This window comes from Catenibacterium sp. (genome assembly GCF_052354645.1).
In the GTDB taxonomy this organism is placed as follows: domain Bacteria; phylum Bacillota_I; class Bacilli_A; order Erysipelotrichales; family Coprobacillaceae; genus Catenibacterium; species Catenibacterium mitsuoka_A.
This window is the reverse complement of the sequence record NZ_DAWDDM010000368.1, coordinates 1-1,576: the sequence shown is the minus strand read 5'-3', so window position 1 is coordinate 1,576 and position 1,576 is coordinate 1. Positions and strand designations below refer to the sequence as shown.

The 1,576-nt window shown below is 35.3% G+C and carries 3 protein-coding genes; all 3 read right to left on the bottom strand.

The window, feature by feature from the left end:
* On the bottom strand, positions 1-320 hold a 320-nt coding region (gene tsaB / locus ACT8VG_RS11060), incomplete at its 3' end, for a tRNA (adenosine(37)-N6)-threonylcarbamoyltransferase complex dimerization subunit type 1 TsaB (protein WP_444195916.1).
* Positions 313-759, bottom strand: a complete 447-nt coding sequence (gene tsaE / locus ACT8VG_RS11055; RefSeq protein ID WP_444195915.1) for a tRNA (adenosine(37)-N6)-threonylcarbamoyltransferase complex ATPase subunit type 1 TsaE — start codon at positions 757-759, stop codon at positions 313-315. The genes tsaE and tsaB, both read right to left, overlap by 8 nt.
* Complete coding sequence (locus ACT8VG_RS11050; RefSeq protein WP_006506926.1) at positions 740-1,303, bottom strand: DUF402 domain-containing protein; 564 nt, start codon at positions 1,301-1,303, stop codon at positions 740-742. The genes tsaE and ACT8VG_RS11050 overlap by 20 nt, the downstream gene beginning before the upstream one ends.
* Positions 1,304-1,576: the final 273 nt, after the last annotated feature.

Sequence of the window (1,576 nt, the reverse complement as noted above, 5' to 3'; positions counted from 1 at the left end):
CTTAATGCCTGATTCATACCTGCATAAGCAGCTAAAGAAGGGACTGATTTAATTCTTACATCAGACACTGCAGCAAGTGTCTTGGCAATTGTCATAGCCACTCTAACACCTGTATAAGAGCCAGGTCCTGATGTAATAATCATTTCATTGACATCCTTTAATGCAATATGATGACGATCAAGCACTCCCTTTAATGTAGGAATTGCTTTTTCTGATTGTCTTCTAGAACCTTTTTCCTGGAAGGCTTCTAGACACACATTATCCTGATATAAGCCTACAGCTAAATAACTATTTGATGTATCCATCACTAAACTAATCATGTGTAACCTCCCTCACATAGTTCTCATATTTTTCACCAATAGGATGAAGCTTTAAAGAACGTGTTTCATCTTCATTCTTTATTATTTCAATTTCTAATCTTTCTTCTGGAATAATGTCTTCAATAAACTGTGGCCATTCAATCGCACATAAGCCATCATCTTCAAACATCTCTTCAAATCCCAAATCATCATCTGCCCCTTCTAGGCGATATGCATCAAAATGATAGAGAGTCATACGTCCAGAATAAACCTTCACAATAGTAAAAGTAGGAGAATTGATGATCTTCTTGATGTCAAGTCCCTGTCCAATTCCTTTTGTGAATGTAGTCTTACCGGCCCCTAAATCACCTGTTAATGTGATAATAGAATGGGGAAAGATTGTTTCTCCAATACGTTTACCAAAAGCAATCATTTCAGCTTCATTTTTTAAGTTTATCATTTTTAGTTCCTCTATTTTTCATCATCTGCTGATACTTATTATACCACTCCTGGGCAAATCCTGCACGAAAAGGGCCAGATGCATTCATCGTCATCACAATCAAACGATTGAGCTGTTCATGGAATATCTCATCTAATTCATCTGAATATTGATATTTAATACGATGAGCCGCATATTCACCTTCATCTAATACCTTATATCGATAGCCAGGCCATACCTTTAAATCTAAATCATAATCAATATATTTAAGTGCTTCTCCATCATATAATATAGGAGAGGCAATATTACAATAATAATAGATACCATCACTTCTAATCATACAAATGACATTATACCATCTATCCTTAGGAAAATAACAGATAGCTGGTTCTTTAGTGACCCAGGAACGACCATCTGATTCTGTAACTAATGTATTATTATTTATACCGATAAAATGGCGATCTGTTTCTTCTAATATCTTACAGCGTGACCACGTACGATGTGGTTTACCGTCATGTTTATAGCAATGGATGAGCACATCCTGCCCCACTAATGAATTCTTCATAATCAAACCTCTTTCAACCTATCGAATATCATAGCAAAAAACAGGTGAAATGTACATAAACCTCACCTGTTTTTTCCTAAATAAAGCCTTTTTAAGTTATCGTTTTGTGTTTAAGATAAAAAAACAGTGGTTTCCCACTGTTAAATAGCCTTAAATGCTTTCTTAAGTTTTGGATAAATAAGTGCAAATACTACATAAGTTAAAATAAGTGTACCTACATTCTGACTACTCCCACAGGCAAGCCCGTGGGGTTCTCACTGTCAAGTTTAGCTT

Bases quoted from the DNA above. Each gene is read 5' to 3' on its own strand.
- tsaE (WP_444195915.1), bottom strand. From the start codon at position 759: ATGATAAACTTAAAAAATGAAGCTGAAATGATTGCTTTTGGTAAACGT.
- ACT8VG_RS11050 (WP_006506926.1), bottom strand. From the start codon at position 1,303: ATGAAGAATTCATTAGTGGGGCAGGATGTGCTCATCCATTGCTATAAA.